Below are 22,961 nucleotides of genomic sequence, written 5' to 3'. Positions count from 1 at the left end.
ATCGAACGACACTTGCCCGCTTTGCTGCGTTGCGTCATAAAGACGGCATGAGCCGTCTCGATCTGACCATTCTTGTGATCGATGAAAATGCGATCCGCGCCTCTATCATCGAGGAGGGTTTGCGGGAGGCTGGCCATGCGCGGGTGACTGTCATCCATGAAGTGCAGGGCGTCGCACGCACGATCGAGACGTTACGCCCCGACGTCATCATCATCGATCTCGAAAATCCGAACCGCGACATGATGGAGCACCTGTTTCAGCTGACGCGGACGGTGGGGCGGCCGATCGCCATGTTCGTCGATCGCTCCGACACGGCCTCGATCGAGGCGGCCGTCGAGGCCGGTGTATCGGCCTATATCGTCGACGGCCTCAAGAAGGAGCGGGTAAAGCCGATCCTCGATATGGCCGTCAGCCGTTTCAACGCCTTCAGCCGGCTGCAGCGGGAGCTGGCGGAAGCCAAGTCGGCGCTCGAAGAACGCAAGGTCGTCGAGCGCGCCAAGGGCATCTTGATGAAAATGCGCGGCCTTTCGGAGGACGAAGCCTTCGCGCTGCTGCGGCAGACGGCCATGAATGAGAAGAAGAAGATGTCCGAGATCGCGCAAAGCGTCGTGACAGCAGCGGGGTTGCTGATGTGAGTATGCGGAGACCCTTCCTGTCCGCCGCCCTGAGAGGGGAGACATCGGAGTGAATATGAGAGTGCAAGCAGCCCGTTCCGCCAAGGTCCAAAAGGCAGGCAACAGCAATGCTTCGGCGCCTGCCAAGATTACCAGCGAAGGCCCGCGCACATTGCGCGCAGGCTTCATTCCGCTCGTCGATGCGTCAGTCCTGATTGCGGCTGCGGAATTCGGCTTCGCCCGCAAGGAGGGGATCGCACTCGATCTCGTCAAGGACGTCTCCTGGGCCAATGTCCGCGACCGGCTTGCCTTTCGCCAGTTCGACATCGCCCATATGCTCTCGCCGATGCCGGTCGCAGCCATGCTCGGGCTTGGCTCGAACCCCTCGCCGACGATTACGCCATTCTCGCTCGGCTGCGGCGGCAACGCCATCACCCTCTCGACGCGGCTGTTTGACCGCATGTGCGACGAAACAGGTCTTTCCGACCAGGCAAGCGCATTGGAAAATTCGCAGGCGCTTGCGAAAGTGGTCGACACCATGAAGGCGCGCGGAGAGCAGCCGCCGACGCTTGGCATGACCTATCCGTTCTCGTCGCATAATTATGAATTCCGCTATTGGCTGGCCGCCGGCGGCATCGATCCCGATCGCGACGTGAAGCTTGTCGTCGTGCCGCCGCCTCTCACGTCCGATGCGCTTGCAGCAGGGGCCATCGATGGCTTCTGCGTTGGCGCGCCCTGGAACATGGTCGCATCCGAACGAGGCGTCGGCCGCATCGTCGCGGCCAAGCAGGATATCTGGCCATCCGCGCCGGAAAAGGTGATCGGCATGCGCCCGGAATGGGCCGAAAGCCATCCCGAAACCGTTTCGCGCCTCATTGTGGCGCTGGACGCGGCCGCGCGCTGGTGCGACCAAGCGGAAAATCACGACGCCCTTGCCGAAGCGCTCGCCGACCAACGCTATATCGCAGCCCCCGTCCACATCATCCGCCATGTGCTGGCAGGCGAATTCAATCTTGATGCCAGGGGCCACCGCCGCATCATCGACAGATATTTCAGTTTCCATGGCAGCTTTGCCAACTATCCACGCCCGAGCCAGGCGCTTTGGATCTTCAGCCAGATGATACGCTGGGGACAAAGCGCACTTTCCGAGCAGAACATGAAGATGGCAGCCTCGGCCTATCGTTCCGACCTCTATCGGCTGGCGCTCGGCGAGGAGGCGTCACCCGATGATGCCGATATCCGCATCGAAGGCGACAGGGACGGCGATCGCTTCATGGACGGGCATGTTTTCGATCCGGCAGAGATCGCCGCCTACATCGCCGGATTCGCCGTAAAAACGACAAGCGCGACGCGCTCTTCGAGCGACGACATCTAGCCTCCGACCATGCTGCACTGCACAGAATAAGCGCAGGATCGAAAGTCGTAGGAGCGGCATCCGCTCAAAATATTTGCAGAAGCCGCAACTGCCTGCAAAACAAGCCGCCACATCATTTTTCCGAATAATCAAGCAATTACAATGCCATGACATCGCCGCGAAAAACTGGCACGCGGCTTGCTTATTTAGTTTTGCTTCGATCAACGGCGATCGAGGCAGGCAATGCGCGGAAAACGCGCTCGCCAAAGACATCGACGTCGCAAGGTTCTTGCCCCGGGGATTCCTTTCCTGTCCCGGGCCGCATCGACCGAGCGGCGTTTTTTTATGCCCGAAATCCAGGCGTCACGAGCAAAACAAGGGGAAACTGCAAGTGAAAACAATTCTGTCCGGTGGCGTTACGCGCCGAAATCTATTGAAGACGTCCGCCACGGCAGCCCTGATCGGCGCCGTCAGGACAGCCTTCCCCTCCGGCGCTTTTGCAGCGACGGCCGGACCTGAAGTGACAGGGGTAAAACTTGGTTATATCGCGCTGACGGACGCCGCGCCGCTGGTCATTGCCAAGGAAAAGGGCCTGTTCGAAAAGCACGGCCTTCCCGACGCCGATGTCGCCAAACAGGCATCCTGGGGCGCGACGCGCGACAATCTCGTGCTCGGCGGGGCCGCAAACGGTATTGATGGCGCCCACATTCTCTCGCCACTCCCCTACCTCATGCATACCGGCAAGGTGACGCAGAACAACCAGCCCGTGCCGATGGCGATCCTCGCCCGCCTCAACTACGACAGCCAGGGCATTTCGGTCGCAAAGGAATACGCCGACACCGGCGTCCAGCTCGATGCTTCCAAGCTGAAAGCCGCCTTTGACGCGAAAAGAGCCGCAGGCAAGGAGATCAAGGCGGCCATGACCTTCCCTGGCGGCACGCATGATCTGTGGATCCGCTATTGGCTGGCCGCCGGCGGAATCCACCCCGACAAGGACGTCTCGACCATCGTCGTGCCGCCACCGCAGATGGTGGCGAACATGAAGGTCGGCAACATGGACGTCTTCTGTGTCGGCGAACCCTGGAACGAACAGCTCGTCAACCAGGGCATCGGCTTTACCGCCTGTACGACCGGAGAGATCTGGAAGGGCCATCCGGAAAAGGCCCTCGGCATGCGCGCCGACTGGATCGAGAAGAACCCGAAGGCCGCCAAGGCTTTGCTGATGGCGGTCATGGAAGCCCAGCAATGGTGCGACAGCATGGACAACAAGGAGGAGATGGCCACCATCCTCGGCAAGCGGCAATGGTTCAACGTGCCGCCCAAGGACGTGCTTGGCCGCTTGAAGGGCGACATCAACTACGGCAACGGCCGCATCGCCAAGGGTACCGATCTTTACATGAAATTCTGGAAGGGCGGCGTTTCCTATCCCTATCAGAGCCATGATGCCTGGTTCATCATCGAGAACATGCGCTGGGGCAAGTTCGCACCCAACACCGATATCAAGACGCTGGTCGGCCAGGTGAACCGCCAGGATATCTGGCGCGATGCCGCAAAGGATCTCGGCGTTGCCGCATCGGACATTCCGGCATCGACGTCTCGCGGCAAGGAAACCTTCTTCGACGGCAAGGTCTTCGACCCCGAAAACCCCACTGCCTACCTCGAAAGCCTCTCGATCAAGGTGGCGTCGTGAAGCTTGGCACTCTCTTCCAAAAAGGATTCGTTCAATGTCCGTAACCGCCCGCAAACAGGAAGCCGCCGTTGCGCAAGCGCCTGCTCCTGCAAAGAGCCATGTCGTGACATTGGCGGCTCGTCCCACCCGTCGCATTGAGCCCCGCCGCATCGCAGCTTCGGTCTTGCGCAACGTCCTGCCGCCGCTCGTGGTCCTGGTGCTTCTACTCGCTGTCTGGCAGCTGCTCTGTGAGCAGCCGGGCGCCAGCCTGCCGCCGCCATCGCAGGTCTGGCAGGAGAGCTATGACCTCATCGTCTACCCCTTCTTCTACAATGGGCCGCAGGATATCGGGCTTGCCTGGCGCGTGCTCGTCTCCCTGCAGCGCGTCGCCTATGGCTTTGGCCTTGCCGCTGTCGCCGGCGTGCTGATCGGCGCGGTGATCGGGCAATCGGTCTGGGCGATGCGCGGCCTCGACCCGATCTTCCAGGTGCTGCGCACCGTGCCGCCGCTTGCCTGGCTGCCGCTCTCGCTCGCAGCCTTCCAGAATTCCAACCCGTCGGCGATCTTCGTGATCTTCATCACTTCGATCTGGCCCGTCATCATCAACACGGCGGTCGGCGTGCGCAACATTCCGCAGGATTATCGCAACGTCGCCAAGGTATTGCGGCTGAACCAGATCGAATTCTTCTTCCGCATCATGGTGCCGGCGGCAGCCCCCTACATCTTCACCGGACTGCGCATCGGCGCCGGGCTTTCCTGGCTTGCGATCGTTGCCGCCGAAATGCTGACCGGCGGCGTCGGTATCGGCTTCTTCATCTGGGACGCGTGGAACTCCTCACGCCTGCCCGACATCATCGTGGCGCTCGCCTATATCGGCATCACCGGCTTTGTCCTCGATCGTCTGGTCGCAGGCCTCGGCGCCGTCGTGACCCGCGGCATGACGAGCAACTAAGGAGACCCCAATGAGCGCCTACCTGAAGCTTGATCATATTGACAAATATTTCGATCGCGGCGGCCAGCGGGCCGAAGTCCTGAAGGGCATCGAACTCGTCATCGACAAGGGCGAATTCGTCTCGATCATCGGTCATTCCGGCTGCGGCAAGTCGACCCTGCTCAACCTCATCGCCGGCCTGACGCCGGTTTCTGCCGGCGCGGTGCTGCTAGAGAACCGTGAAGTCAACGCGCCCGGCCCGGATCGGGCCGTCGTCTTCCAGAACCATAGTCTGCTGCCTTGGCTGAGCGTCTACGAGAACGTCAATCTCGCTGTCTCGAAAGTGTTTCGCGGCACCAAGACCAAGGCCGAGCGCCATGACTGGGTGATGCGCAATCTCGATCTCGTGCAGATGGCGCATGCCAAGGACAAGCGCCCCTCGGAAATTTCGGGCGGCATGAAACAGCGCGTCGGGATTGCCCGGGCGCTTGCCATGCAGCCGAAGATCCTGCTGCTCGACGAACCCTTCGGGGCGTTGGACGCGCTCACCCGCGCTCATCTGCAGGATGCGGTGATGGAAATTCACGCTCGCCTCGGCAGTACCATGGTGATGATCACCCACGACGTCGACGAAGCGGTGCTACTGTCCGACCGCATCGTCATGATGACCAACGGCCCGGCCGCCCATATCGGCGATATTCTTGAAGTGCCGATCCCGCGTCCGCGCAACCGCATCGAGCTTGCGTCCGACCGAATCTACCTCAAATGCCGCGAAGCTGTGCTGAAGTTCCTCTACGAACGCCACCGCTTCGTCGAAGCCGCGGAGTGATATCATGACCCAGAAACTCGTCATCATCGGCAACGGCATGGCGCCAGGGCGCATGCTGGAGCATCTGCTGGAAAAGGCGCCCGACCTTTATGAAGTCACGATCTTCAACGCCGAACCGCGCGTCAACTACGATCGCATCATGCTGTCGCCGGTGCTATCAGGCGAAAAGGATTTTGAGCAGATCATCATCCACGGCGACGGCTGGTACATCAAGCATGGCATCACCCTCTACAAGGGGCACAAGATCGTCGCCATCGACCGGGTGGCAAAGACGGTCACCTCCGATCATGGCGTGACCGAGAGCTACGACAAGCTCGTCATCGCAACCGGCTCCGTCCCCTTCATCATTCCGGTTCCGGGCAAGGAACTGCGTGGGGTCATCACCTATCGCGACCTCGATGACGTGCAGGCGATGCTGCTTGCCGCCCAATCGCGCGAAAAGGCCGTTGTCATCGGCGGCGGCCTGCTTGGTCTCGAGGCGGCCGCCGGCCTCAGCCTGCGGGGCATGGATGTCACAGTTCTCCATGTGCAGCCGACACTGATGGAGCGCCAGCTCGATCCGGCCGCCGGCTATCTCCTGCAAAAGGCCGTCGAGGAGCGCGGCATCAAGGTCATCACCAAGGCCAACACCAAGGCGATCATCGGTGACGGCAAGGTCGAGGGGATCGAACTCGACGATGGGCGTGTGATTCCCGCCACGCTCGTCGTGATGGCTGTCGGCATCCGCCCCAATATCGGCCTCGCCAAGGAGGCCGGCATCGCCGTCAACCGCGGCATCGTCGTCGATGACGGGATGCAGACCTCGGACGGCAGCATCATGGCGCTTGGAGAATGCGCCGAGGTCGGCGGCATGGTCTATGGCCTCGTCGCGCCACTTTACGAAATGGCGCGGGTCGCTGCCTCGCATCTGGCAGGCGACACGACCGCCGGCTTCGTCCACTCGGACACGCCGACAAAACTCAAAGTCACCGGCATCGATCTGTTTTCGCTCGGCGACTTCGCCGATGGCGACGACCGCGAGGAGATCGTCCTGCGCGACGCGGCAGCCGGGGTCTACAAGCGCCTGGTCTTGAAGGACAACAAGATCATCGGCACCGTGCTCTACGGCGAGACGGCCGACGGCGCCTGGTTCAACGACCTGAAGAAGAAGGCGACCGATATCTCGCAGATGCGCGAGACCCTGATCTTCGGCCAGGCCTATCAGGGAGGGTCGCCGCTGGACCCTATGGCGGCCGTTGCAGCCTTGCCGGATGATGCGGAAATCTGCGGCTGCAACGGCGTCTGCAAGGGCAAGATCACCTCGACCATATCCGCCAAGGGCCTGACCTCGCTCGACGATGTGCGCGCCCACACGAAGGCTTCGGCCTCCTGCGGCTCCTGCACCGGCCTCGTCGAACAGCTGATGTCGATCACGCTTGGCGATGCCTATAATCCCAAAGCCGTGCAGCCGATGTGCACCTGCACCGAACTCGGCCATGACGATGTCAGAAGGCTCATAAAAGCCAAGGGGTTGAAGACCATTCCTGCCGTTATGCAGGAACTTGAATGGAAGACCTCCTGCGGCTGCGCCAAGTGCCGCCCGGCGCTGAACTACTACCTCGTCTGCGACTGGCCGGACGAATATGCCGACGACTACCAGTCGCGTTTCATCAATGAACGCGTGCACGCCAACATCCAGAAGGACGGCACTTATTCGGTCGTGCCGCGCATGTGGGGCGGCGTCACCAGCTCGAACGAGCTGCGCGCCATCGCCGATGTCGTCGACAAATTCGAGATACCCATGGTGAAGGTGACGGGCGGTCAGCGTATCGACCTGCTCGGCGTGCAGAAGGAGGACCTGCCCGCCGTCTGGGCCGACCTCGGCAAGGCCGGCTTCATTTCAGGCCAAGCCTATGCCAAGGGCCTGCGCACGGTGAAGACCTGCGTCGGCTCCGACTGGTGCCGCTTCGGCACGCAGGATTCCACCGGCCTCGGCATCCGCATCGAGAAATTCATGTGGGGCTCCTGGACACCGGCCAAGCTGAAGATGGCCGTTTCCGGCTGTCCGCGAAACTGCGCCGAGGCGACCTGCAAGGATATCGGCGTCATCTGCGTCGATAGCGGCTTCGAAATCCACTTCGCCGGTGCGGCCGGTCTCGACATCAAGGGCACCGAAGTGCTTGGCCTGGTCAAGACGGAAGACGAAGCGCTCGAGCATATCGTGGCGCTGACGCAGATGTATCGCGAGCAGGGTCGCTATCTCGAGCGCATCTACAAATGGGCCAAGCGCATCGGTCTCGACGAGATCCGCCGCCAGATCATGCAGGATCAGAAAAAGCGCGAGGCTTATTACGAGCGCTTCGTTTTCAGCCAGAAGTTCGCGCAGGTCGATCCCTGGTCGGAGCGTGTCTCCGGCAAGGACAAGCATGAATTCCGGCCGATGGCGACGGTTGGCTTCCCGCAGGCCGCCGAGTGAGGAGAGCAACATGAATTGGGTTGAAATCGGCGATATCTCGGACATTCCTCTGCGCGGCGCACGCTGCGTAAAAACCCCGCAGGGCAAGATTGCGGTATTCCGCACCGCCGACAACGAGGTCTTCGCCATCGAGGATCATTGCCCGCACAAAAGCGGGCCGCTTTCCCAGGGGATCGTTCACGGTACGGCCGTGACCTGCCCGCTGCACAATTGGGTGATCTCGCTCGAAACCGGCAAAGCGCTGGGAGCGGACCAGGGCCAAGTGCGGACCATTCCCGTCCGTAACGACGATGGCGCTCTCTTCATCGCGCTCGAAAGCCTGATGATGGCGGCGGAGTGAGGATGTTGGTGCGTGGGAGAATACCCCCCTCTGTCCCTTCGGGACGTCTCCCCCGCAAGGGGGAAGATCATATGGAGCCAGTATCGCCAAATTCTTCGCTTTGGTTTGATGGAGGCCGCCTCTTGCTCCGACCAATCTCCCCCCTTGTGGGGGAGATGTCAGTGAAGCTGACAGAGGGGGGTATCCCACCGCATCTCCTGAGCTGTTTTGCGGAAACCCCCCATGGCCGCTGAAACCAAAACCACCTGTCCCTATTGCGGCGTCGGCTGCGGCGTGATCGCCAGGGTCGACGATGACGGCAAGGTTTCCGTTAAAGGCGATCCCGATCATCCTTCGAACTTCGGACGTCTGTGCTCGAAGGGTTCGGCGCTCGGCGAAACCGTCGATCTCGACGGCCGCCTGCTCTATCCGGAAATTGCCGGCGAGAGGGCAAGCTGGGATGAGGCGCTTGATCTCATGGCAAAACGCTTCGGCGAGACGATTGCCAAGCATGGACCGGACGCAGTTGCCTTCTACGTCTCCGGCCAGCTGCTGACGGAGGATTACTACGTCGCCAACAAGCTGATGAAGGGCTTCATTGGCTCGGGCAATATCGACACGAACTCGCGGCTCTGCATGTCGTCCTCGGTTGCCGGTCACCGCCGCGCCTTCGGCGCAGACACGGTGCCGGGTACCTACGAGGACATCGAGCTTGCCGATCTCGTCATCCTCACCGGCTCCAATCTGGCCTGGTGCCATCCGGTCATCTATCAGCGGCTGGCGGCCGCAAAGGCGGCGCGGCCGGCGATGAAGATCGTCGTCATCGACCCGCGCCGGACCATGACCTGCGATATCGCCGATCTGCATCTGGCGATCCGACCGGATGGAGACGTTGCTCTTTTCCTGGGTCTTTTCGAGCATCTGATCACAAGCAATGCTATCGACCAGAATTACATTGCCGAACACACCAATGGCTTTGCTGAGACTTTCGCCGCCGCCAGTTCGCTGTCGTTCAACCGCATGCTTGAACTGACCGGCCTGCCCGCCATGCAGCTTCGCGAATTCTATCGGCTGTTTGCCCAAACCGACAAGGTCGTCACGTGCTACAGCCAGGGCGTCAATCAATCCTCGTCCGGCACCGATAAGGTCAACGCCATCATCAATTGCCATCTCGCGACCGGCCGCATCGGCCGGCCCGGCATGGGACCATTCTCGCTGACCGGCCAGCCGAACGCCATGGGTGGACGCGAAGTCGGCGGCCTTGCCAACATGCTGGCCGCTCACATGGCTATCGAGAGCGCTGAGGATCGCGACCGGGTGCAACGCTTCTGGCAGTCGCCGCGGATCGCCGTCAGGCCGGGATTGAAAGCGGTCGATATGTTTCGCGCTGTCGCCGATGGCCGCATCAAGGCACTGTGGATCATGGCGACCAACCCGGTCGTCTCGATGCCGGACGCCGATGCCGTCGAGGCGGCCATCAAGGCCTGTCCCTTCGTCGTCGTCTCCGACGTCCTGCGCGAGACGGATACGACGCGCCACGCGCATGTGCTGCTCCCCTCGCTCGGCTGGGGCGAAAAGGACGGCACCGTCACCAATTCAGAACGGCGGATCTCCAGGCAGCGGCAATTTCTGGCAACGCCTGACGAAGCCAGACCAGACTGGTGGCAAATGGCCGAGGTCGGCCGCCGGATGGGATTTTCCGAGGCCTTCTCCTTTCAGGCGAATGCCGAGATCTTCGCCGAACACGCAAGCCTCTCCGGTTTCGAAAACGAGGGCCGCCGCGACTTCGACATCGGCGCTTATGAGGCGATCGCGCTGGAGGAATATGACGCGCTACAGCCTTTCCAATGGCCGCAGCCTGCCGGAACGTCGCCGAAGCTCACGCGCTTTTTTGCAGCTGGCGGGTTCTATCACCTCGATCGCAAGGCGCGCTTTGTCGCCATCGAGCCACCGGCAAGCGATCGAACCGACAGCCGCTTTCCGCTCACCCTCAATACCGGGCGCGTTCGCGATCACTGGCACACGATGACGCGCACAGGCAAGAGCGCCCGCCTGTCTGGCCATATTGCCGAGCCCTTCGCCGAGATCCACCCGCGCGACGCGATCGAGATCGGCATCGCGGAAGCGAGCCTGATCGAGATCGAGAGCCCACATGGCCGGGTGATCGTTCGCGCTCTGGTGACGGAGCGGCAGGCACGCGGCAGCCTGTTTGTGCCGATGCACTGGAACGACAGCTTTGCCGCCAAAGCCCGTATCGACGCCGTGGTCGCCCCGGTCACCGATCCGGTTTCGGGCCAGCCCGCTTCGAAGAATGTCGCAGTTCGCGCGCATCGCTTTCAGGCATCGCATTATTGCTTCGCAGTCTCCGCAGCAAAGCCGCGCAATCTCGACTGCGCCTATTGGGCACTCGCCAAGGCAGACGGCGGCTGGCGGACCGAGCTTGCATTCGATAGGGCGCCGGACGACTGGATCGGCTGGTGCCGCTCGACATTCGATATACCAGCCGATCTCGAGCCGCTCGGCTATGCGGATGAGGCTTCCGGAGATCTGCGCCTCGCCTTCTTCGATGGCGAACAGCTGCTTGCCGCTCTCTTCGTTGCCCGGCAGCCGGTTGCGGTGGCACGAAACTGGGCGATCGCGCAGCTCGCGTCGTCGCATAGCGATCTGAGGAAGAGATTTGCTCTGATCGCAGGCAGGCCAGGAGCCGATACGATCGACGCCGGTGCGACGGTCTGTTCCTGTTTCAGCGTCGGCGTCAATCAGATCGTCGCTGCCATTCGGGGCGGCTGTCACAGCGTCGAAGCCGTCGGCAAGAAGCTTAACGCCGGGACCAATTGCGGTTCCTGTCGAGCCGAGATCCGTACGATCATAGACGGCTGTCTCGCCGCAACGGCGGCGGAGTGAGTGGTTGGTATCATAGGCGATCACTCATCGCAGACTCCGGTTCCACCTCATCGTCCTTGGTGCTAGAACTATTGAAAATAGCTGCATGATTTCGCTTTCCTTTTACACTCGGGGGAGGATGGGAGCGGATGGAGATCGAAGTCCACAAGGTCCAACTCAGCTACGGCGCCGAACCTGGCATACGTTTCGCCGTCCTTCTCGACGGCAATGGCGGATGTCGTGACATCGGCGCGGCCGGCCTGCAGAGCTGGAAGCCCGCGGACGGAATACTCTGGGTTCATCTGGAGCGTGATCATGACGCCGCCGCAGCCTGGGTAACGCGAAATGGCGGTTTCGATCCGCTTGTGGCCGATGCGCTCCTGGAGGATGAGTCGCGGCCGCGCGTCGAGCCGGTCGACGACGGCTTGCTGATCATCCTTCGTGGTGTCTGCGCGGCCCCGCCCGAGGATGCCGAAGAGACAGCCGAAGATCTGGATCTCGTTCCCCTGCATGCCTGGGTAGATGAAAACCGTGTGGTGACGCTGCGTGACAGCGGCCATTACATCACCGCGCTGCGCGACATTCGCCAGGCGCTGGAAAAGGGCAAAGGCCCGAAGCGCACCGGCGAGCTGCTTGCGCTCGTCAGCGATAAACTCGTGAGGGACCTGGAACCCGTTCTTGATCAGATGGATGAGGAAGTTGACGAGCTGGATGAACTGATCTTCCACGGCGAGGCCGCCGAAGTCCGCGAACGCCTGAAGCTGCTTCGCCGGCGTGCCGTGCAGCTACGGCGCTATCTTTCACCGCAACGCGATGCCCTCAACCGCATCGAACACGACGACGCTCCCTGGCTTGCCGAGCGCGACAAGCTTCGCATGCACGAGGTCATCGACAAGCTGATGCGCTGCATCGAGTATCTCGACGCAATCCGCGACCGCACGGGCATCCTGCACGACGACCTGTCGACCGTCATCAGCGAGCGCATCGCGCGCAATTCCAACCGGCTTGCGGCGCTTGCCGCCCTGCTCCTGCCGCCGAGCGTCGTTGCCGGCCTTTTCGGCATGAATGTCGGCGGCATTCCAGGCGTCAACGATACCTGGGCATTCATCATCATCGTCGTGCTGGTCGCCGTCACCTCCATCGTCACCCTCTATATTCTGAAGCGCATCAACTGGCTCTGACTGCAACGGAACCGCGAATATGCCCGCGACGTTCCTATCAAGTCTCGTGAAGGGATTGATGTCATGCGCCGACAAGCATGCCTTCTTGCAGTCCTCGCAGCGATCTGCGCCGCGGTGCCCACTTACGCCGACGAAAGCGGATTTCTAAAGCCGCTGAACGGCAATTGGACGGGAACCGGCAAGGTGCTTCGAAAGATCGGCGGCCCGCCGATCAATGTTTCCTGCAAGTTCAATATCCGCGCACCCGGTACATCCATTTCTATGCAGGGGACCTGCCGCGGCCTTCTCGTTATCAGTCGTGCGATCTCGGCCCAACTCACGGCGAGCGGAAACCGATATTCGGGCACCTATACCGGTCCATCCGGTGCGACGTCGCAGCTATCAGGCGGCAGGCAGGGCAATGTCATCAATCTCGCAGTGCGCTGGACGCGCCTCGTCAATGGCGATCGCGATGCCAGTATGACCATCCGCCGGCAGGGCAGCAGCCAGCTGACGCTCCGGACCATCGACAAGGATCTGAGCTCGGACAAATCGGTCGTAACAAGCGAGATCAATCTTCGGCGTCAATAGCATTCCAAGCTTCGTTTTCGCCGATTGGGGCGATTATCCTCTAGCTCTTTATCTCAACAAGGAACTGCCAATCGAGACATCAAAGGCACCACTCGAGCCGAGGGCCTGGATCGCTTGACTTTTGGGACTCCATATGAGAACATAAAGTGAACATATGGAGATATCCATGACCAAGGCAGAACAAGTCATCGAACGTGCAATGACCTTTGTCGCTGTCTCGAAGGCCCTTCGGGAGCGCGAACAGGAACGGCGCGCCACATGGACGCGCCGGGTTGAAATCAGCCGGCCGCTACCGCCCTTGCCGCGCGCCGTTCAGCTCTCGTTGAAACTCGACAGCTGACTTGGTGGGGATGGTACAGCACCCGGCAGGCTGTGAAGCGCCCGCCTTTTGGCGGGCGCATGACCTTCGAGCTGCTTAGGCCTTGAAGAAGGCAAGCAGATCCGCATTGATGACGTCGGCATGCGTGGTCGCCATCCCATGCGGTAAGCCCTTGTAGACCTTCAGCGTGCCGTTCTTCAGGAGCTTGATGGAAAGCTCGGCCGAGTCTGCGATCGGAACGATCTGGTCGTCGTCGCCATGCATGACGAGCGTCGGGACTTCGATCTTCTTCAAGTCTTCGGTGAAGTCTGTTTCCGAAAAGGCCTTGATGCAATCGTAATGAGCCTTGGTGCCGCCCATCATACCCTGGCGCCACCAATTATCGATAACGCCCTGGGAAACAGCAGCGCCGGGACGATTGAAACCGTAGAACGGTCCGGCCGGAATATCGCGGAAGAACTGAGCGCGGTTGGCAGCCAGTGCCGCGCGGAAACCGTCAAATACTTCCAACGGCAAGCCGCCGGGATTCTTGTCGGACTTGACCATGATCGGTGGCACGGCGCCGATCAGCACGGCTTTGGAAACACGGCCATGGCCGCCATACTGGGCGACATAGCGGGCAACTTCGCCGCCGCCCGTCGAATGGCCGACATGGATCGCGCCCTTCAGGCCAAGATGCTCGGTCAGCGCTGCGACGTCGGCAGCATATGTATCCATCTCATTGCCAGTAGCCGTCTGGCTGGAGCGACCGTGGCCGCGGCGGTCGTGGGCGATGACGCGGTAACCCTGATGAAGGAAAAATAGCATCTGAGCGTCCCAATCATCTGAGCTCAGGGGCCATCCGTGATGGAAGACTATCGGCTGGCCCGTTCCCCAATCCTTGTAGAAGATCTGGGTGCCGTCCTTGGTGGTGATCGTGCTGCTGCTCATTGTGTCCTTACCTTTCGAAGTTGATTGCTTTGTAGAGGCTTGTGCAGGTTGAGCGAAGGGGCTGGCAGCTGCAGCGGCCGCAAGGCCAAGTCCGGCTGTCATGACACCCCGACGGGTAGCTTGAGGGATCGACTGGCTCATTTCAATCTCCACTTAAATTTATCGTGCGATTCATTATCGCGACATCAATACACCTAGCGCCTTTCGCCACTCGTGTCCATATAAAAATTATCAAACAATTATTTATCGCGATAACAAATTGAAGATAGTGAATGGTTTCATAGGCCTACGAAGCTACATTGGTTCATTGAACGAGAGTTTCGAAGGCAGATTCCGCCCAACTGCGCATGGTAATTACTGCATAGGCTTATCAACGAAATGCGCAATCGCGAACTGCGCGACGCGTTCGTTCGACTTCCTCGCGTCGTCGAGCCAGAATGGAAAAATCTGCCATTGATGGATCATCCCCGGCCAGATTTCCAGGCTCACATCGCCGCCCGCCTGACGTACCTTGTCAGCGAACCGCGAGATGTCATCAAGCAGCGCCTCGCGAGCGCCGACCTGAATCAACAGCGGAGGAAACCCGGAGACATTGCCATATAGCGGCGATATGTCGGGATCGACGAGAGGACGGTCACGCGCGACCGCATCGTGGATGAGGGTCAGCTCGGCCTTGTTCATGAAGGGATCGCTGGCGGCGTTGGCGGCCAGGGAGGCCCCTGTTACGGCAAAGTCGGTAATCGGGCTCATCGCAACCACCGCGGCAGGAAGCGCACCACTCAGCCTAAGCTGGTTCAAAACGACCTCGATGGCCAGAGTTGCACCAACCGACTCGCCGACAATAACAATGTTGCCGGCCTTGTATCCTGATGTCAGAAGCCAGCGATAGGCGGCAATGGCATCATCTCTTTGTGCGGGAAAGCGATTTTCCGGAGCAAGGCGATAGTCGATCAACAACACATCAGCCGAGGCCGCCTTGGCGAGCGAACCCGCTATATTGGCGTGCGTCCGAAGGGAGCCGCTATAGAAGCCGCCACCATGCAAATAGAGAATGGCACGCCGCCCGATCGGATGATGCAGCCGTGCGGGCCAGATCAGATCACCATCCACACCGTTGGCGTCGACACGCCGTATCTGCACACGCGCCGGACCTGGCGTCGATGCCATGAGCTTCTCGAAAGCGGAGCGGCGTTGCAACAGATCGGCTCCGGACACGGCACCGCTGTCACGCAAAGTGCCGATCAGCTTCTCGATCTGCTCGCTGGAAGCCTTCGTCTGCGGTGCGATCTCGGAGGTCTCCGCGGCTGCGACCCGCGATATCGACCCGAGGCTTGCGCCCACCAGAACGGTCATTGCCACGAGGAAACAGGATATGCAGCGAAATGATCGGAGCTCGTTCATCAAATGAGCCTTTTCCCCGCAAGGCCGTGGACGATATCGTGAGACCACGGTCGCAGAAAAGCTATTTGTGTCAAGTATGATGGGCGAGGTGTGACCGGAATTCCATTCATCCTCCCGCCCATCATTGCCTCGACACGATCAACCTATGATCACCTGCCTATCGGTGCTCCGTTTCATTGAGGTGACAGTGCCGGTGGACAAGTCGACGTTCATTCAGGCTCATGTCCGGCTGCCGCAAGACGAGCGATGATCGCCTGCCGCGCCATCCTTGAGCCGGCAAGGCGCTCCTTGGTTCTGGCCAATACCTCAAAGCTGGCCTTCTCGGGCAACCCGGAATGAAAGGGCGGCTCTGGCGCGTATTCCAGCGACAACTGGATCGCTTCGGCTTCCTCCCGACCGCGCAAGGCGGCAACAATCGTCAGGCCGAAATCGATACCGGCCGTAACGCCACCCGCGGTGAAGAGATTGCCATCCCGCACGACGCGCCCCGGCGTGACAATGGCTCCGAAGCTCTCGAGGAAATCCAGCGCATTCCAATGGGTCGTGGCCTTCTTGCCCTTGAGTAAACCGGCTGCGCCGAGAACGAGAGAACCGGTACATACCGATGTCACAAAGCGGGCTTGAGCCGCCTGTTCCCGAATAAAGCTCAGGACGGCAGCATCCTCCAGCAACGCATTGACGCCAACGCCGCCGGGCACGCAGATCACATCGAGCGGCGGGCATTCGGCGAACGTCGTTGTCGGCTGCAACACCAGCTTCGTTGCCGAAATGATGGGCGAGGCATCCTTCCAGACGAGATGAACCTCCGCATCATCCATCGAGGCAAATACCTCATAAGGTGCGGTCAGATCGAGTTGCTGGACCTTGGGAAAAGCAAGCAGGCCGAAGCGAATGGTCATGAGATGTCTCCGATGATTGACTTTTCCAAGTCTATGCGACAACGATCTGGCATATTTGCCAAATCACCGTCATTTCTTGCCAATCATGCGCCGCATCGAAATTCTTGCCTTTGACAACGCCCAGCTGCTCGACATCACCGGTCCATTGCAGGTTTTCACCAGCGCCAATGAGGCGGCGCATGAGCCGGACCAGCCGAAACCCTACAAGGCTATCGTGGTTGCGGAAAACACGCAGACCCAAACGAGTTCAGGTCTCTCGCTCATCACTACGCCGCTCACCGATACCGATACTCCGCTCGACACCTTGATCATCGCCGGCGGCTGGGGCGTCAATAAAGCCTGCGAGAACCTCGAGCTAATCGAATGGGTGCGCCGACGAGCCGCGAATGCCCGTCGGATAGCTTCCGTCTGCAGCGGCGCTTTTCTGCTTGCGGAAGCCGGCCTTTTGGACGGGCGCCGGGCAGCGACCCATTGGAACCGTTGCAAGGAATTCACCAAGCGCTTCCCGCAAGTGAAGCTCGAGCCGGATCCGATCTTCGTTCAGGACGGGCGGATCTGGAGTTCTGCGGGCGTGACTGCAGGCATCGATCTTTCCCTCGCACTGGTCGAGGCCGATCTTGGCCGCACGCTGGCGCTTTCGGTTGCGCGCGAGCTTGTGGTTTTCCTGAAGCGGCCGGGCGGCCAGGCGCAATTCAGCACGGCACTGCAACTGCAGGAAGGTGGCCAACGCTTCGACCGCCTGCATGGCTGGATCATGGACAATCTGCGTGCCGACCTCTCCCTGCCGACGCTTGCCGAACAGGCGAAAATGAGCGCACGCAGCTTCTCGCGCCATTATCTGAAGGCGACCGGGCGGACACCTGCCCGCGCCGTGGAAGACATCCGCATCGAAGCGGCCCGCCGCCTTCTGGAAGAAGGCCTGACCGTGCATCAGGCACGCATGCGCTGCGGCTTCAGTTCGGAAGAAACCATGCGTCGCAATTTCATGCGGAAATTCGGGACGACACCACAGGCATTCCGTGACCACTTCGGTTAGGCGGCCGCCACGAGCAGCAGCTTGCGATCGGTTCAATAAACAAGGCCGCGTGCAACGCAAAATCGCCACTAATCGGTCAATAGTGCTCAATGCATGCAACGAGCACTCCCAAGCACGGTGTCCAATGTCTCGCTCTCAAGATCTTTTCAAGAAGTCCGTTTTTCTCGCCACACTTCTGATGATCGCAAATGCAACCCAGGGACAGGCAGCTCCTACGTTGCACGGTCCATGGGATGCACCGGTTTCAGCCGGCAAGACGCAGACGGCATTCCGTTGCCCGATGGCACCGCAGTTGCCCTCTACCCTCAAGGTCTCGGACTATTATACGGACGCTGCGCACTCGATCATCGATCCCGTTCGCAAGCGGGCCTACGATCAGGCTACTCGCAGTCTCCGTTCGACGGCGCGCTCGGTTGTCGACATGGCCGATCACTATCGAAGTGATGGCAACGAGGCGGAGGCGGCTTGCGTCGCAAGCTTCCTCGACGGCTTTGCCACCCACAAGGCTCTTTCGGACAGTGCCGCAACGAACCAGGCGGTCTATGTTCAAGGATGGATGCTCGGTTCCTTTGCCGTCGCCTGGCTCAAAATCCGTGCAGACGACACCATCCCCGACGACGAACGATCGCGGATAACCGGTTGGCTTGCCGATGTGGCCTCGCGCAACATCGCCTATTACCAGCCCCGAAGCGACAAGAGCGACGGCCGCAACAATCATCGTTACTGGGCAGGGTTCACGGCAATGGCCGCCGGAATTGCCGCCAACCGCAAAGACCTGTTCGATTGGGGCATGGACAGCTTCAAGATCGGCGCGAGCCAGATCCAATCGGATGGAACCCTGCCCCTGGAGATGGCCCGGCGTTCGCGGGCGCTTCACTACCATATCTTCGCCACCGCTCCCCTCGTCACTCTGGCGGAGATGGCCTCCGTCAACGGGGTCGACCTCTACGCGGTCAATGACAATGCCCTGTCTCGCCTCATGCAAAGCGTCGTCACCGGCATCGATGACCCGTCCTTCTTCGCTGAAAAGGCGGGTGTAAAGCAGGAGACGACGCCACTTCACGCCGATGACATCGCATGGGCAACACCGTTCGAGCGCCGTTTTCCAAATCCCGCACTTGCCGCACTGCTGAAGAAACTGACGTCACGCAGCGTCATCTATCTCGGCGGTCTCCCGGCAAGCTGAATGAAGGCTGCCAACCAGAGGCTACTGCTGTCTTTTCGCCGGCATGAGAGCCGCTTAAGCTTGGGCGACTCAACATGCGCGGAAAGCGGAGAAGACAATGACGACACATCGTTTCGTTCCGAACACCTACCACAATGTCATCGGCTCGCTGCCGCCGGCCCTGCATGTCTCCGACGGCGATACCGTGGTTACCGAAACGCTCGATGCCGCCGGCTATGACAAGCACGATATTCGCCAGATCTCCGGCCCAAATCCGATGAACGGGCCGATCTTCGTCGAGGGCGCTGAGCCGGGCGATTCCCTCAAGGTCGAGATCCTCGCGATGGCGCCGACGCGCGATACGGGCTTCACGCGCAGCGTGGTCGCCGCCAATGTCGTCGATCCGCAGGACATCCGCATGCTGCCAGCAGGCGAAAAGGCGATCTGGCAGATCGACCGTCAGAGCCTGACGGCACGGCTCGCCGAACCCGTGGCAGGTCTCGAAACCCTTACCCTGCCGCTCGCTCCGATGATCGGTTGCTTCGGAGTCGCGCCATCGCTCGGTCAGGCGATATCGACCGCGACCAGCGGCGAATTCGGCGGCAACATGGACTATCGATTGCTCGGGCCGGGCACGACCATCTGGTTTCCTGTATCGGCGCCCGGCGCGCTCTTCTTCCTCGGCGATTGCCATGCGGTACAAGGCGACGGAGAGATCGTCGGCACCGGCATCGAGACCACCTTCGAGGTGACGGTACGCCTCAGCGTCGAAAAGAAGAAGGCAATCGTCTGGCCGCGGGGCGAGACCACTGAGGATATTTTCACCATCGGCAATGCCCGGCCTCTCGACCAGGCGCTACAGCACGCCACCAGTGAAATGCTGCGCTGGCTCGGCTCCGATTATGGCCTTGACAGGACTGCCGCCAGCCATCTTCTCGGTCAGGTCGTACGCTACGATGTCGGCAACGTCTTTGATCCTGCCTACACCATGGCCTGCCGTGTCTCGAAATCTTGGCTGAAGCGCCGATAAAACATCAGCCTGGTATCAGCCTGCATCCTGCGAAAGGTCGCGCCGCTGGCGCGACACATTGCTCTCCTGCCGCTCCCGCGCCATGCGGCTGACGGCGGCACGCAATTGTGGGTGTCGCGACATGAACAGATTGAAGTCGCGGCGATCAAGCACGAAGAGCTGACAGAAATCGATGGCAACGACGTCGGCTGTGCGGCGTGCGCCCGTCAGCAGTGCCATCTCACCGAAGAAGGCACCGGCGGCGAGCGGGATTTCGTCGTCTTCCAGCTGCACTTCGACGGCGCCCGAAGCAATGAAGAACATGCTGTCACCGCGATCGCCGGTTCTAATCACCCGATCGCCCGGCGAGGCCGATCTCGGGCGGAAGAGCAGCAGAAGCTCTTCGTGCTCGTTATCATCAAGCTCGGCAAACATCGGGAAAGTTTCGATGAGCTGCTCGATCTCGAGATGATGCTGGCGATCGCGTTCCTCGCGCTGTTTGTTGATCGCGGTCAACTGTCGGCGCAGGCCTTCCTGCTTGGCCATGCCGTATTTGTTCGCCAGGAACGGCCAGCGGGCGAACGCCCAGTGCTCCAGCTTTTCGGTGGCGTAAAAGGCGAGCGGATTGAGCGTGATCGAGAGGATCGCGCCGGCCAAGATGAGATCCTGTCCTTCCCGCGTCAACAGCCCGAGCGAAACGCCGAGCCCTGCGAGAATGAAAGAGAATTCGCCGATCTGCGCCAGCCCCGCTGCGACAGCAAAGCCGATGCTGGCGGGATAGCGCAGCAGCAGCACAACGCCAAAGGCGATCAGTGCCTTGCCGAGCATGATCAGCGCCAGCACGCCGATGATCATCAACGGTTCGCGGATCAGAACCGTCGGATCGAAGAGCATGCCGACAGACACGAAAAACAGGACCGAAAAGGCATTCTGCAACGGCAGGGAGTCGGCCGCCGCCCTGTGGCTGAGATGGGATTCACTCATCACGAGGCCGGCAAAGAAGGCGCCGAGCGCAAAAGACACGCCGAAGATTTCCGCCGCACCAAAGGCGATGCCAAGGGCGATCGCCAGAACCGACAGCGTGAACAATTCGCGCGAACCCGTGCGCGCAACCGAGGTCAGAAGCCACGGTACAACACGCGGGCCGATGAAGATCGCGACGGCCGCAAAGGCTGCGACCTTGAGGAGCGTCATGGCAATCGTCAGCCAGATCGAACCGGAAGCGGCATGTCCACTGGCATCCCCGTGCCCACCCAGAACGCCGGCAAAGGCTGGCAGGAGCACGAGTGCCAGCACCATCGCCAAATCCTCGACGATCAGCCAGCCGACGGCGACGCGGCCATTGGTCGAACTCACGAGATTGCGCTCTTCCAGCGCCTTCAAAAGCACGACGGTGCTGGCAACGGCAAGGCTGAGGCCGAAGACCACGCCGGCGCCGACACTCCAGCCCCATAGTGAGGTTAAGCCCACACCGAGCAGCGTCGCGATCGCAATCTGACCGATGGCACCGGGAATGGCGACACCTCGTACCGCCAGCAAATCCGCAGCAGAAAAATGCAGGCCAACTCCGAACATCAGCAGGATGACGCCAATCTCCGCCAGCTGCGATGCCAGAGAAACATCAGCGACGAAGCCCGGCGTGGACGAGCCTATGATGACACCGGCCACCAGATAGCCGACCAGCGGCGGGAGATGCAGCCTGTCGGCCAGATAGCCGAAAATGGCCGCGAACACGAAGCCCGCGGCAATCAGTGCGATCAATGCAACGTCGTGCGGCACGGCAGTCCTTTCCGTTTCACGGCGTCAAAGCCTGTTTCCCTGAAAGGCTACCTAGCATCGCTTTTGCCGGGCCGTCTACGGGTTGATGTGAAACCTTAGGGAAAACATCGCCTTGCCAATACGTGACGCCAATAAAGGGCTTGAGGCAAGGCGATGTGACAGCGAACGGCTATTGGTCGAGAATGATCTGCAACTTGACGTCTGTCGGGCGTGCTTCGACGGCGCGATCGAAGGCCTTGATGGAATCCTCGAAATCGAAAGTTTCGGAGATCAGGGGCTTGAGATCGACACGGCCGGAAGCAATCAGCGCGATGGAACGCTCGTACTGATGCGCGTAGCGGAAAACCGTCTCGATGCGAATCTCTTTGGTCGATGCGGTCGAGACGTCAAGTCCAACCGGATTGACCGGCAGGCCGACGGCGACGATCACGCCGCCCGGTCGCGGCAGCGCCATGACTGTTTCCCAGGCCTTCGGCGAGCCCGAGCATTCGAACACGACGTCGGCGCCCCAGCCTTCGGTCAGACGGTCGACTTCCTCGACGAGGTTCTTCTCGCGAATATTGACGGGAATGACGCCCTGATACTGCGCGGCGATATCGAGCTTCGGCTGGGCGAGATCGGCAACGATCGCCCGCGCACAGCCGCCGGCAAGCGCTGCGACCGCCACCATGATGCCGATCGGGCCGGCACCAAGCACGACGGCCGTGTCGCCTGGCGTAATGCGTGCCTTGGTTGCCGCCTGCATGCCGACGGCAAAGGGCTCGACCATCGCTCCTTCCGCAAAGCTAACATTATCAGGCAGCTTGAAAGTATAATTGGCCGGATGCACGACGAAGGGTGTCAGCACGCCGTGGATCGGCGGCGTCGCCCAGAAGGTGACGGCGGGATCGACATTGTACATGCCGAGGCGGCTGGCCTTGGAATTGGCATCGGGAATGCCGGGCTCCATGCAGACGCGGTCTCCGACCTTCAGATGCATCACGCCTGCGCCGACTTCGACGACGGTCCCCGCCGCCTCGTGCCCCAGCACCATCGGCTCGTTGACGATGAAGGGGCCGATCTTGCCGTGCGTGTAGTAATGCACATCCGACCCGCAAACGCCGACCGTATGGATCTTGATCTTCACCTGACCCGGCCCGACCTCCTGCGGCAGATCGATATCGCGGATCGCCAGTTCATGTTGACGCTCCAAAACCAGGGCGCGCATCTTGCTCATTGCCTTTTCCTCTTTTCCAAAGCAGCCCGCGTCCCGCTGACACAGGGACGAAATCCTTGTCCGTTATACCGTGTGGGCCAAGATCACAAAACGCTCTTTAGGCCCCGCAGATGAAGTTCCTCGGCCCTCCCAGGTCAGCAAAACGTCCTTCATTCGCGATATATTAGAATATACTTATTATTTAGCTCGCTATTGCCGATATTGACTGACGTTCCATTTCTTGCCTTTCTAATAATCAAGGAGAAGGAGGGGCTCATTATGGCAGTATACGATTGGACCGGTCAGCGCGCCCGCCGGATGAAGATGGTGCGCGCGGCAAGCGTCGCAATGCTTCTGATCATCCTGATGGCGATACCCGCGATATTGCTGCACTACAATCTCATCCAATATCCGTACTGACCG

The 22,961-nt window shown here is 60.5% G+C and carries 20 protein-coding genes; 15 read left to right on the top strand and 5 right to left on the bottom strand.

What is annotated here, in order from left to right; all coding sequences use genetic code 11:
• Positions 1–47: 47 nt before the first annotated feature.
• From AC13Q5_RS17215 to AC13Q5_RS17165, 11 genes are all read left to right on the top strand, one after another.
• Complete coding sequence (locus tag AC13Q5_RS17215; protein WP_075853961.1) at positions 48–635, top strand: ANTAR domain-containing response regulator; 588 nt, start codon at positions 48–50, stop codon at positions 633–635.
• A 55-nt stretch (positions 636–690) separates the two neighbouring features.
• Positions 691–1,989 carry a CmpA/NrtA family ABC transporter substrate-binding protein gene (locus AC13Q5_RS17210; RefSeq protein WP_457879538.1) on the top strand — a complete coding sequence of 433 codons (1,299 nt, stop codon included), beginning with the start codon at positions 691–693 and terminating at the stop codon, positions 1,987–1,989.
• A 370-nt stretch (positions 1,990–2,359) separates the two neighbouring features.
• Positions 2,360–3,658, top strand: coding sequence for a CmpA/NrtA family ABC transporter substrate-binding protein (locus tag AC13Q5_RS17205; RefSeq protein ID WP_075853959.1), 1,299 nt, complete (start codon positions 2,360–2,362; stop codon positions 3,656–3,658).
• A gap of 34 nt (positions 3,659–3,692) precedes the next feature.
• The gene (gene ntrB, locus AC13Q5_RS17200) at positions 3,693–4,589 is read left to right on the top strand and encodes a nitrate ABC transporter permease (RefSeq protein WP_488502539.1); all 897 of its coding nucleotides are present in this window, start codon (positions 3,693–3,695) and stop codon (positions 4,587–4,589) included.
• Positions 4,590–4,599: 10 nt separating this feature from the next.
• The gene (locus AC13Q5_RS17195; RefSeq protein ID WP_488502538.1) at positions 4,600–5,397 is read left to right on the top strand and encodes an ABC transporter ATP-binding protein; all 798 of its coding nucleotides are present in this window, start codon (positions 4,600–4,602) and stop codon (positions 5,395–5,397) included.
• Between the two features lie 4 nt (positions 5,398–5,401).
• A complete protein-coding gene (gene nirB / locus AC13Q5_RS17190) occupies positions 5,402–7,852 on the top strand; it encodes a nitrite reductase large subunit NirB (protein WP_488502537.1) in 2,451 nt (816 codons plus the stop codon).
• A 10-nt stretch (positions 7,853–7,862) separates the two neighbouring features.
• Positions 7,863–8,192 (top strand): nitrite reductase small subunit NirD, encoded by a 330-nt coding sequence (nirD, locus tag AC13Q5_RS17185; RefSeq protein WP_075853954.1) that lies wholly within the window; start codon positions 7,863–7,865, stop codon positions 8,190–8,192.
• Positions 8,193–8,414: 222 nt separating this feature from the next.
• A complete protein-coding gene (locus tag AC13Q5_RS17180; protein ID WP_488502536.1) occupies positions 8,415–11,075 on the top strand; it encodes a nitrate reductase in 2,661 nt (886 codons plus the stop codon).
• 128 nt (positions 11,076–11,203) lie between these two features.
• Positions 11,204–12,235 (top strand): CorA family divalent cation transporter, encoded by a 1,032-nt coding sequence (locus AC13Q5_RS17175; RefSeq protein ID WP_488502535.1) that lies wholly within the window; start codon positions 11,204–11,206, stop codon positions 12,233–12,235.
• 63 nt (positions 12,236–12,298) lie between these two features.
• Positions 12,299–12,805, top strand: coding sequence for a hypothetical protein (locus AC13Q5_RS17170; protein WP_075853951.1), 507 nt, complete (start codon positions 12,299–12,301; stop codon positions 12,803–12,805).
• Between the two features lie 166 nt (positions 12,806–12,971).
• Positions 12,972–13,145 (top strand): hypothetical protein, encoded by a 174-nt coding sequence (locus AC13Q5_RS17165; protein WP_015342656.1) that lies wholly within the window; start codon positions 12,972–12,974, stop codon positions 13,143–13,145.
• Between the two features lie 75 nt (positions 13,146–13,220).
• Here the strand turns inward: AC13Q5_RS17165 and AC13Q5_RS17160 are convergent, their stop codons facing one another.
• The 3 genes from AC13Q5_RS17160 to AC13Q5_RS17150 form a co-directional block, all read right to left on the bottom strand.
• Complete coding sequence (locus AC13Q5_RS17160) at positions 13,221–14,054, bottom strand: alpha/beta fold hydrolase (protein ID WP_488502534.1); 834 nt, start codon at positions 14,052–14,054, stop codon at positions 13,221–13,223.
• Positions 14,055–14,408: 354 nt separating this feature from the next.
• Positions 14,409–15,407, bottom strand: coding sequence for an alpha/beta hydrolase (locus AC13Q5_RS17155; RefSeq protein ID WP_488502753.1), 999 nt, complete (start codon positions 15,405–15,407; stop codon positions 14,409–14,411).
• A 257-nt stretch (positions 15,408–15,664) separates the two neighbouring features.
• The gene (locus AC13Q5_RS17150; RefSeq protein WP_488502533.1) at positions 15,665–16,354 is read right to left on the bottom strand and encodes a DJ-1/PfpI family protein; all 690 of its coding nucleotides are present in this window, start codon (positions 16,352–16,354) and stop codon (positions 15,665–15,667) included.
• 85 nt (positions 16,355–16,439) lie between these two features.
• Between AC13Q5_RS17150 and AC13Q5_RS17145 the strand changes: the two genes are divergently transcribed.
• From AC13Q5_RS17145 to AC13Q5_RS17135, 3 genes are all read left to right on the top strand, one after another.
• Positions 16,440–17,390 carry a GlxA family transcriptional regulator gene (locus AC13Q5_RS17145; protein ID WP_488502532.1) on the top strand — a complete coding sequence of 317 codons (951 nt, stop codon included), beginning with the start codon at positions 16,440–16,442 and terminating at the stop codon, positions 17,388–17,390.
• A 124-nt stretch (positions 17,391–17,514) separates the two neighbouring features.
• Positions 17,515–18,576 carry an alginate lyase family protein gene (locus tag AC13Q5_RS17140; RefSeq protein WP_488502531.1) on the top strand — a complete coding sequence of 354 codons (1,062 nt, stop codon included), beginning with the start codon at positions 17,515–17,517 and terminating at the stop codon, positions 18,574–18,576.
• 97 nt (positions 18,577–18,673) lie between these two features.
• The gene (locus AC13Q5_RS17135; protein ID WP_488502530.1) at positions 18,674–19,585 is read left to right on the top strand and encodes an acetamidase/formamidase family protein; all 912 of its coding nucleotides are present in this window, start codon (positions 18,674–18,676) and stop codon (positions 19,583–19,585) included.
• Between the two features lie 15 nt (positions 19,586–19,600).
• Here AC13Q5_RS17135 and AC13Q5_RS17130 read toward each other — a convergent pair whose 3' ends face one another.
• Together AC13Q5_RS17130 and AC13Q5_RS17125 are read right to left on the bottom strand one after the other, a co-directional pair.
• Positions 19,601–21,343: a cation:proton antiporter domain-containing protein gene (locus tag AC13Q5_RS17130; protein WP_488502529.1), complete on the bottom strand. Its 1,743-nt coding sequence runs from the start codon at positions 21,341–21,343 to the stop codon at positions 19,601–19,603.
• Between the two features lie 169 nt (positions 21,344–21,512).
• Positions 21,513–22,559 carry an NAD(P)-dependent alcohol dehydrogenase gene (locus AC13Q5_RS17125; protein WP_488502528.1) on the bottom strand — a complete coding sequence of 349 codons (1,047 nt, stop codon included), beginning with the start codon at positions 22,557–22,559 and terminating at the stop codon, positions 21,513–21,515.
• A gap of 258 nt (positions 22,560–22,817) precedes the next feature.
• Here AC13Q5_RS17125 and AC13Q5_RS17120 point away from each other — a divergent pair, with 258 nt between their 5' ends.
• A complete protein-coding gene (locus AC13Q5_RS17120; RefSeq protein ID WP_159444792.1) occupies positions 22,818–22,958 on the top strand; it encodes a hypothetical protein in 141 nt (46 codons plus the stop codon).
• Positions 22,959–22,961: the final 3 nt, after the last annotated feature.

Source organism: Martinezella sp. CNPSo 3964, from assembly GCF_057784375.1.
This window is presented reverse-complemented; position numbering and strand designations above follow the sequence as displayed.

Bases quoted from the DNA above. Each gene is read 5' to 3' on its own strand.
- AC13Q5_RS17215 (WP_075853961.1), top strand. From the start codon at position 48: ATGAGCCGTCTCGATCTGACCATTCTTGTGATCGATGAAAATGCGATC.
- AC13Q5_RS17210 (WP_457879538.1), top strand. From the start codon at position 691: ATGAGAGTGCAAGCAGCCCGTTCCGCCAAGGTCCAAAAGGCAGGCAAC.
- ntrB (WP_488502539.1), top strand. From the start codon at position 3,693: ATGTCCGTAACCGCCCGCAAACAGGAAGCCGCCGTTGCGCAAGCGCCT.
- AC13Q5_RS17195 (WP_488502538.1), top strand. From the start codon at position 4,600: ATGAGCGCCTACCTGAAGCTTGATCATATTGACAAATATTTCGATCGC.
- nirB (WP_488502537.1), top strand. From the start codon at position 5,402: ATGACCCAGAAACTCGTCATCATCGGCAACGGCATGGCGCCAGGGCGC.
- nirD (WP_075853954.1), top strand. From the start codon at position 7,863: ATGAATTGGGTTGAAATCGGCGATATCTCGGACATTCCTCTGCGCGGC.
- AC13Q5_RS17180 (WP_488502536.1), top strand. From the start codon at position 8,415: ATGGCCGCTGAAACCAAAACCACCTGTCCCTATTGCGGCGTCGGCTGC.
- AC13Q5_RS17175 (WP_488502535.1), top strand. From the start codon at position 11,204: ATGGAGATCGAAGTCCACAAGGTCCAACTCAGCTACGGCGCCGAACCT.
- AC13Q5_RS17170 (WP_075853951.1), top strand. From the start codon at position 12,299: ATGCGCCGACAAGCATGCCTTCTTGCAGTCCTCGCAGCGATCTGCGCC.
- AC13Q5_RS17165 (WP_015342656.1), top strand. From the start codon at position 12,972: ATGACCAAGGCAGAACAAGTCATCGAACGTGCAATGACCTTTGTCGCT.
- AC13Q5_RS17160 (WP_488502534.1), bottom strand. From the start codon at position 14,054: ATGAGCAGCAGCACGATCACCACCAAGGACGGCACCCAGATCTTCTAC.
- AC13Q5_RS17155 (WP_488502753.1), bottom strand. From the start codon at position 15,407: ATGACCGTTCTGGTGGGCGCAAGCCTCGGGTCGATATCGCGGGTCGCA.
- AC13Q5_RS17150 (WP_488502533.1), bottom strand. From the start codon at position 16,354: ATGACCATTCGCTTCGGCCTGCTTGCTTTTCCCAAGGTCCAGCAACTC.
- AC13Q5_RS17145 (WP_488502532.1), top strand. From the start codon at position 16,440: ATGCGCCGCATCGAAATTCTTGCCTTTGACAACGCCCAGCTGCTCGAC.
- AC13Q5_RS17140 (WP_488502531.1), top strand. From the start codon at position 17,515: ATGTCTCGCTCTCAAGATCTTTTCAAGAAGTCCGTTTTTCTCGCCACA.
- AC13Q5_RS17135 (WP_488502530.1), top strand. From the start codon at position 18,674: ATGACGACACATCGTTTCGTTCCGAACACCTACCACAATGTCATCGGC.
- AC13Q5_RS17125 (WP_488502528.1), bottom strand. From the start codon at position 22,559: ATGAGCAAGATGCGCGCCCTGGTTTTGGAGCGTCAACATGAACTGGCG.
- AC13Q5_RS17120 (WP_159444792.1), top strand. From the start codon at position 22,818: ATGGCAGTATACGATTGGACCGGTCAGCGCGCCCGCCGGATGAAGATG.